General features: G+C 56.8%; 3 protein-coding genes. All 3 read right to left on the reverse strand.

What is annotated here, in order from left to right; genetic code table 11:
• Nucleotides 1-8: 8 nt before the first annotated feature.
• Nucleotides 9-290 (reverse strand): hypothetical protein, encoded by a 282-nt coding sequence (locus HKN37_01205; GenBank protein NNE45256.1) that lies wholly within the window; start codon nt 288-290, stop codon nt 9-11.
• 151 nt (nt 291-441) lie between these two features.
• Nucleotides 442-1,878 (reverse strand): mechanosensitive ion channel family protein, encoded by a 1,437-nt coding sequence (locus HKN37_01210; GenBank protein ID NNE45257.1) that lies wholly within the window; start codon nt 1,876-1,878, stop codon nt 442-444.
• Nucleotides 1,879-2,258: 380 nt separating this feature from the next.
• On the reverse strand, nt 2,259-2,894 hold the full coding sequence (locus HKN37_01215; protein ID NNE45258.1) for a DUF1254 domain-containing protein: 636 nt from the start codon (nt 2,892-2,894) through the stop codon (nt 2,259-2,261).
• Between the last annotated feature and the right edge of the window lie 15 nt (nt 2,895-2,909).

The raw sequence follows: 2,909 nt of genomic DNA on the forward strand, positions 1-2,909 counted from the left end.
GCCTGACGCTAACCGAAATCTCTGCCGGAATTCGGGGAGATGGGGCTAATCAGAACCTGCCGATCGGCAGGGCAAGCTGGGGACCAGCTTCGGGTGCCACCGAGCCGAGCCTCGATTGGAAGGCGACGACGAGCGTCTCGAAGATCCGCTTCGTCACCAGATCGGTATCGTCGATGTAGAACCAGAAACTCCTTCGACCAGCGGTAGTACAGGTTCTGGTTGATGCCTTCTTGGCGGCACAGCTCGGCGATGCTGGACTCGCCTCGAAGGCCTTCCAGCGCGATCCTTATCTTTTCTTAGGCGGAATAGCGCCGACGGGTCGCCCGGCGTATGTCTTGAACGGCCTTCTCGGCACTGTCTTTCTTCTTCGTCATCATCGTTCCTCTTACAAGTAACGATGAGTCAAAGGTCTCTCCTATTCAATCACCCCATCTGGTCCGACTATCGCCAACGGCGCACAGCGTATAAGATCCCAGCCGCCTCAACGAGATCATCTATTCTGAGGAAGATGTCCTCGCGAATCGCGTAGTACTCGTTCCAGTCGTGGGTCAGGGCGTAGATGCGAATATCTACGTCGCGCGAAGCCGCAGCAGGTCCGGTGTATCGCACGCGAACAGTATCGCGATCAATCTTGGGGTGAGTATGAATCATTTCGCGAACCTTCACGAGAAGAATACGAATCTGATCCGGTGTCGTCTCGAAACGGAGGCCGATGGTCTGGTTGATCAACATCCAGTCACATCTTGCCCAGTTGATGAGTTGCATGTCAGCAAGCACGGCGTTCGGAACTGAAATAAGCGTACGATCGGCCCCCCGGATCTTCGTCGTGCGTACGCCGATGCTCTCGATCGTACCTGTCTTGTCGCCGAAGCTGCAAAATTCTCCGACCTGCACCGGGCGATCGAGATAGAGCATCACGCCGCCGATCATGTTCTCCAGTGTCGGACGAACCGCGAGCGCAACGGCGAGACCGCCGATGCCCAAACCGGCAACCACGCTGTATAGAGGAAGCCCTACTTTCTGTGCCCCGGCACCTACGATTATCACGCCGCCCACAACACCGAGCGCGCCGGCAAAGATCCGCAACAACTGCTCATCGAAATCGCCTTCCGGACGCTTCCGAAATAATATGATACGTTCGACGATGATCATCAGTATCAACCAAAGAAGCCAGCCCCATGCCGAATAGGCTATGACCGTTCTTGCTGTGTCCGCATACACTCCAAACGCACCGGTCACATTGATCTCGAGGTCGACGATATGCTCTATGAACGGAACCGCGACCAGAATAGACAACGGAGTGAGTGCACGACGCAACAGGAAGCCTATCCGACTTTTGCTTTCTCTCCGATTGAGAGCATGATGCATGAACGCAATTACGAGCGCAGACAGTATGAACATCGCTATGGTTGCGAGGACTTTCCATATAGGTGTGTCCCACCAGAAACCACGCAATATATTCGGAATGGCGCTTGACACACCTGCCGGGATGATTGGACCGGTCCACTCGCGAACAGCAACGCTCCACGTTCCGATTCCCAGTGACGATCGTAGCGGCACGCGTTGAATAGCCTCGAACATCCGTGGCGCTGCCCGAATGGTTTCTCCGCTGAATAGGAACTCCCCCTCTCGTGGTCCCTCCGCAATGCGGGCGATTCGAATCGGTGTGCCCGGGATTCGCCATGATGTGGGTGCCGACTCTTCTGCCATCGACTCCAGATCGGGGACATCGGCGGGACTGGGTAGATCGATGCGCCCGAAGATGTCGAGAAGAAAAGCGGACGTCTGCTCTCCGATCCCTTCACGCACGCCCTCAGGCACCGATGAGAGGTCGAGAAGCGCACTGAACTGCGTCGCAATCGAGGCGATCTGTTGCATGTTGCGACGCGTCCTGTCATTCCTGTAGCGAAGCATCGCGTGCTCAAGCTCATCCCTGAGATAAAGGGCCGTTCCGAAGGTTTCCCGCGGACTGTCCGTTCGGATCGATTGGAACTCAATATCGCCCGCGTTCCGTTTCGTGAGGCCCGTACGGGTCGAAGTGTCAGCGTCTTCTGACGTTACTTGAGCATGAAGGGAGGGAGTGGAGACTAATACCAGGATTGCCGTAACCAACAATACTGATACTCCGGAGCGCAAATGCCTTGGTCGGAGTCTTGCCATTCGTATTCGTCCTCTCGACACGCTACATGACACCGTGAGGGCCAGCAGGTGTTCGACGTTATCAGTCGGACGCCTGCGGTCAGATCGACGATCTAGCTTCAGTAGCCTGCAAAATCGGCTTCCTCGATTTGCGGCAGTTTCCAGCTTTGATCAAAGAAGGGCTCAGTCGGTCCGTAGAAACGGAAATACGGGAACCAGGCACGCCCCGGAACGGATTTGATCCAGTTGTTTTCCCAGCCCTCAGGGGCTTTCGGGCCAATAAAGATGGGCGTCGAACCGTCCGGATTGGTCTTGATCCCTTCATGCACGGATCCGCGCTCGGCCCGCTGCTGGTCCGTCGTGATCAAGCCACGCGTGTCCACGTCGTAGATGGTGATCGCCCAGAACAGGCTGACCGGCGGGTTCGCAGGTACGTTGATCACGTACGACCGATCACCCGTGAGTGCGCGGCCTTTGGTGTCCAGGAACATTCCGCCGTAACCCATGCCTAAACCCGGCCTGGGGAAAGACATCCGCTCCGAGGTAAGACAGGCTTCATAGGTAAAACGGGCGCGCGGATCGAACCGATCGAAGTACTTCGTTCGTTGGGTATTCTCCATGGCATCGCCGGGCTCAGCGCCCTCTACGCCCCCAATGATCAGGCGCCAGCCATCGTCACGCAGTACGCCTGGCAGACGCTCGCGGAAGACCATGTTCTTGGCCATCGCCTCGCCGACGACCACAGCGTCGGCCAAGATCTCTCTTTGTCG

Source organism: Rhodothermales bacterium, assembly GCA_013002345.1.
Lineage (GTDB): Bacteria > Bacteroidota > Rhodothermia > Rhodothermales > JABDKH01 > JABDKH01.

Bases quoted from the DNA above. Each gene is read 5' to 3' on its own strand.
- HKN37_01210 (NNE45257.1), bottom strand. From the start codon at position 1,878: ATGCAACAGATCGCCTCGATTGCGACGCAGTTCAGTGCGCTTCTCGAC.